This window comes from Mycobacterium sp. (assembly GCF_035603715.1).
GTDB lineage: Bacteria > Actinomycetota > Actinomycetes > Mycobacteriales > Mycobacteriaceae > Mycobacterium.
The window spans coordinates 1-4,722 of sequence record NZ_DATNJW010000182.1; the positions used below are offsets into that span (position 1 = coordinate 1).

Genomic DNA, 4,722 nt, shown 5'->3' on the forward strand with positions numbered 1-4,722 from the left:
GTATTGGGCGGTGATCGCCGCGTTCGTGATCTTCGCCGGCACCAACTCCTGGGCCGAAACCCTCGACAAGGGCTGGCAGCGGTTACTCGGCACGGTGCTCGGTGTGCCCAGTGGCGTGCTGGTCGCCACGCTGGTGTCGGGGAACACCATCGCCTCGTTGGTGATGATCTTCGTCTGTTTGTTCTGCGCTTTCTATTTCATGAAGGTCACCTACAGCCTGATGACCTTTTGGATCAGCACCATGCTGGCGTTGATGTACGGTCTGCTCGGCGAATTCACTTATGGTCTGTTGCTGTTGCGGATCGAGGAGACCGCCGTGGGCGCGGTCATCGGGATCGCGGCCGCCGTGCTGGTATTGCCGATCAACACCCGAGCGAAGATTCGCGGCGACGCCCACACGTTTTTCCTGACGCTGTCCGATCTGGTCGAGGCATCGGTCGCCAGTCTCCTGGGTACTCCCGCACCGGCACGCTTGACCGAGACCGCACGCCAACTCGACCGCGACCTGGCGCAGTTCCGGATCACCGCCAAGCCGATGAGCGCCGGGGTGGCCGGATTAGCGGGGCGCCGAACCATGCGGCACGGCTTGCGGATGCTCACCGCGAGCGATCGCTACGCTCGAATCTTGGCCCGCAGCAGCGAGATACATATCGACACGCCCCCAGAACTCGCCGACGCGATCAGATCAGCCGCCAGCCAGGTCCGGCGCAACATCGACGTGCTGATCACGTCGCTGGAGTTCAACCAGGCCGCGACGCTCTTTCCGTCCACCGACTACATCGACATCGCGGAGACTCTCGCCCGCCGGCATGTCGATGAGCCGCTTGCTCCGCATCACCGACGGTTGATGAACGCATTGCATGCGCTGCGCCAGATCGACCGCGTCGTGATCAACGCGGCCACCGACCTTGGGGCCGACAATGAGGCGCTGTTGACCGTCGGGCGAAGGACTGTCTAGTATTTTGGGTTGTGTCTCCCAATCTGGCACCCACGGTCGTTCTCGTCCACGGAGCGTGGGCCGACGGGTCGAGCTGGGCCCGCGTGATCAGCGGTCTGCAGCACGCCGGGATCGACGTGACCGCCGCTCCCATCCCGCTCACCACCCTCGGCGACGACGTGAACGCGGTCATCCGGGCGATCGATCGAACCGAAGGACCCGTCGTGCTGGCCGGCCATGCGTACGCCGGCGGCGTTATCGGCGCCGTCAGCCATCCACGCATCAAGGCGCTGGTCTACGTAGTCGCGTTGGCGCCTGACGAAGGCGAAACCGTCGCCGACGTCTTCTACCGCGATCCCCCGCACCCCCAAGCGCCAGAACTCAAACCTGATGACAACGGCTGGATTTGGTTGCCCGAGAACGCCTTTGCTACCGCATTCGCACAGCACGCCACTGCCGAAGAACAAGCCCTGCTCGCCGCGGTTCAGCGACCTATTGCCGCTCCGTGCATCCAGCAGGCGGTCCCGAGACCCGGATGGAAAGACCTGCCGAGCTGGTTTCTCGTCGCAGAAGAAGACCGGATGATCAACCCGGCCACCCAACGGTTCATGGCCGAACGCATGCAGGCCCGCACCCGTACCGAAAAGTTCGACCACGCCCCGTTGATCACGCAACCGCAAGCCGTCGTCGACATTCTGACCGAAGCGGTCCAGAGCGTCTAACCCCCTTGGCGGACAAGGAAATCCAGCACCGCGTCGGCGAATAGATCGTTACGGTCGCCGGCGACCATGTGGCCCGCGCCTTGCACGTCGACGAACTCAACCTGCGGGAAGCGGGCCAGGAACTCGTCAGCGCGGTCCTGGCTGACCAGGTCGCTCACTTGACCGCGTACCAGCAATATCGGCACGCCGCCGGCCAGGATCGCTTCCACGGCACCGTTCATCCGATCGACGTCAGACAGCTCGATGGGCGGAAGCGATGCCTTCTGGCTGATGAACTTCGGATCCCAGTGCCAATACCAGCGGTCGCCGCGACGACGCAGGTTGTTGCGCAAGCCATTCAGGTCAGTCGGTCGCGGCCGGTGCGGGTTGTATTCGGCGATCATGTCGGCAACCTCGTCGAGCGACTCGAAGCCGGTCTTCATCCGGTCGGCCATGAACGTGTGAATCCGATCGGCGCCGGACTGATTCATGTTCGGCACGATGTCGACCAGAACCACCGCGCGGGCGATGCCGGGTGAAATCTCGCCTGCCAGAAGCATTGTCGTGAAGCCGCCCAGCGATGCACCGACCAGAACTGGTTGCGGAGGTAGATGACGCAGCACCTCCTGGACGTCACCCGCGAAGCTGGCCAGCCGGTAGTCGCCGTCCTCCGACCAATCCGACTCGCCGTGGCCGCGGAAGTCGACCGTGACCGCTTGCCAGCCGCGCTCAGCCACTGCAGCGGCCGCTTTGCCCCACGAGCGGCGGGTCTGGCCGCCGCCGTGCAGGAACACCACCGCCGGGGTGTCCGGATCGCCCAGCCGGTCGGCGACGATGCGGGTGCCGCCGACGCCGCAGGTGGTGAACGTCTCAGGCGTGGTCGTCACTGGTCTCCCTTGCCCGTAGCTCTTTCCCCAGCGCCCGGATCTCGTTGCGCAGCTCCTCGATGTGAGCGACGGTAGCGGTCTGCATGACGCTCTCTTCCTCCGCCACCCGCTCGATGATCCACGACGCCAGGGCTGCCGTGACCACGCCGACCAGGCTGATGCCGCCGATCATCAGCAGCACCGCGATGACCCGGCCGGTGTTGGTCACCGGGTAGACGTCGCCGTAGCCGACGGTGGTCACCGTCGTAATCGACCACCACACCGCCTTGCCGAAGGAGTTGATGGTCGCGCCGTGCAGGTATCGCTCTTTGTCGAAGACGGCCAGCGAGGCGGTGTAGATCAACAGCACGACACCGGACACGGTGTAGGCGACGATGCGGCCGCGGAATGCGTCCCCGATTGCCTTCTGCAGCACCTCGATCAGAACAAGCAGGCGCAACAAGCGAAGTGGCCGCAGCAGTGGCAGCGTCACAATCGCGAAGTCGAGCAGGTGCCGCAGAAACCAGTGCCACCGATTGTCGGCAAGGCACAGTCGGACAACGTAATCCACGACGAATAAGCCCCAGATGGCCCAGTCGACCGCCCAGACGATGTGCGCCTCACGCCCCTGCGGCTGGGCCAGCACTTGCCTGGAGAACAGGACCAGGAATAGGACGGCGGCCGCGGCGAGCGGCCACTCGGAATGCCGCTCCCACCGCTGCAGCTTGGTTTCGGAGTCCATGCCGCGAAGTATCGCCGTTGGGCTGAGTGCTCGTTAGGAGATCTAGAAAATTAGCTGGTCCAGCGGGTTGGATCGCTCCAGCATGCCGAATGTCTCTTCGCCGTCCCAGCGATACCGCACACCGGCCTGCTGCAACGCCGGAAAACTGGGCATCTCCTGCTTGAGCGCTTGGCTGGAGAACATGTTGTCGTCGTGATACACGTCGTGGGTGGACAGGATCGTCTCGCCGTCGATATGCACTGTCCCGTTTGGTGTTTCCAACGTCAGCGCGACGTCTTCGCCGACCGGCTTCAGGTGTGTCAGCCACGGCGCTTCGACGACACGAGCGGGGACCAGGTCTCCGTCGCCGTCGAAGATGTAGCCCTCGTTGAAGGTTGGCTCCCCGTCGGGTCGCGGCGGGTAGGCAATGTAGCCGAAGGCGCGTCCACTGGGGAATAACGCCGACTGCCAGGCATGGCCCCAAAAGCCGGCCAGTTTCCGCACGCCTTGCCGCCGGATCCGCAAACCAGTGCCGCCGAACCTCTGCTCGTCGTCACCGACCTTCACCGTGCCCGTCGCGCGGAACAACTGCTCGTAGCGTGCGCCACCCATCAGCTTGCCCTCGATCGAGGTCTTCAACCGCTCCCCCGACTCCGCGGACAGGGTGCCCTGGACCCACGGCGGCACCGCCATCGCCGCCTCGACCTGGAAGCTGACGTCGACCAGCGGCCCGTCCTTCTTGCCCTGGATCAGATCCTGCGAGGACGTCTGGACCGCCTTGCCCTCGAAGGTCATCGTCCAGGTGTCGAACGGCGCGATGCAGCGGAACCCGAGTCCGCCGGCGCCGAGCACGGTCGGACGCCCGTCGGGCCCATCGACCGGCCAACTAAAACCGTTGTCACGCAACCGGAACACCCGCCCGTCCGGAAATGCGACGTTGACTTGGACGTCGTGCGCAGCCCAGTTCGCCGCGACGGCCTCAATTCCGATGCGCGGCAGTCCCACTGCGCCATGGTCGTCGACGACCCAGAAGCTCACCGAGTCGCGCATTTCCGGATCGTCGGGCTTGTGGGCGAATACCTGCTCACGCGCCGGGTCGATGCCACCGGTCAAATCAATTGCCATGCAAGCTCCTTGCGACGTAGTCGGCGAACAGCGGCCGGACCTTGTCGAGATCGATGCCGAACGCCACCGGGTCGGCGTGCGAGCTGGGCTCTCGTTCCAAGGCCGCCTCGGCCCACCAGGTGCGCATCCGCGATTCGAATTCGTCGCTGACCGGTTCGTCCAGCCAGGCGTACAGCCCGCGGACCTCGCGGATGGGATCGGCCTGCATGGCGCGAAAGTCGATGTCGTAAAAGCGTTTATCGGCCCCGCCGTCGCGGAAGCGCAGCGCTCGCCGCATGCCGACCGACCAGTGCTCGACGTTGAGTTGGCCGAGGTAACGGCGATCCAGATGATCGGTGAAACCGCCGACGATGTCGGCATAGAGATCGGCCA

General features: G+C 64.7%; 6 protein-coding genes. 2 read left to right on the forward strand and 4 right to left on the reverse strand.

Features of this window, described 5'->3' with window-relative positions; all coding sequences use genetic code 11:
- Positions 1 to 958: FUSC family protein (locus VN856_RS07860; protein WP_325687774.1), on the forward strand; the 958-nt coding region annotated here is incomplete at its 5' end.
- Between the two features lie 11 nt (positions 959 to 969).
- Positions 970 to 1,659 (forward strand): alpha/beta hydrolase, encoded by a 690-nt coding sequence (locus tag VN856_RS07865; RefSeq protein WP_325687776.1) that lies wholly within the window; start codon positions 970 to 972, stop codon positions 1,657 to 1,659.
- On the opposite strand, the gene VN856_RS07870 is transcribed toward VN856_RS07865, so the two are convergent.
- From VN856_RS07870 to VN856_RS07885, 4 genes are all read right to left on the reverse strand, one after another.
- Positions 1,656 to 2,525 carry an alpha/beta hydrolase gene (locus VN856_RS07870; RefSeq protein WP_325687778.1) on the reverse strand — a complete coding sequence of 290 codons (870 nt, stop codon included), beginning with the start codon at positions 2,523 to 2,525 and terminating at the stop codon, positions 1,656 to 1,658. The genes VN856_RS07865 and VN856_RS07870 overlap by 4 nt on opposite strands.
- Complete coding sequence (locus VN856_RS07875) at positions 2,509 to 3,246, reverse strand: potassium channel family protein (RefSeq protein WP_325687779.1); 738 nt, start codon at positions 3,244 to 3,246, stop codon at positions 2,509 to 2,511. Before VN856_RS07875 ends, VN856_RS07870 begins: the two co-directional genes overlap by 17 nt.
- 42 nt (positions 3,247 to 3,288) lie before the next feature.
- The gene (locus tag VN856_RS07880) at positions 3,289 to 4,350 is read right to left on the reverse strand and encodes a hypothetical protein (RefSeq protein WP_325687781.1); all 1,062 of its coding nucleotides are present in this window, start codon (positions 4,348 to 4,350) and stop codon (positions 3,289 to 3,291) included.
- Positions 4,340 to 4,722, reverse strand: a 383-nt coding sequence (locus VN856_RS07885) for a sulfotransferase (protein ID WP_325687783.1), incomplete at its 5' end; no start/stop codon positions are given. The genes VN856_RS07880 and VN856_RS07885, both read right to left, overlap by 11 nt.

What these genes read in the sequence shown, in the direction of transcription:
- VN856_RS07880 (WP_325687781.1), bottom strand. Translation starts at nt 4,350, where the DNA reads ATGGCAATTGATTTGACCGGTGGCATCGACCCGGCGCGTGAGCAGGTA.
- VN856_RS07875 (WP_325687779.1), bottom strand. Translation starts at nt 3,246, where the DNA reads ATGGACTCCGAAACCAAGCTGCAGCGGTGGGAGCGGCATTCCGAGTGG.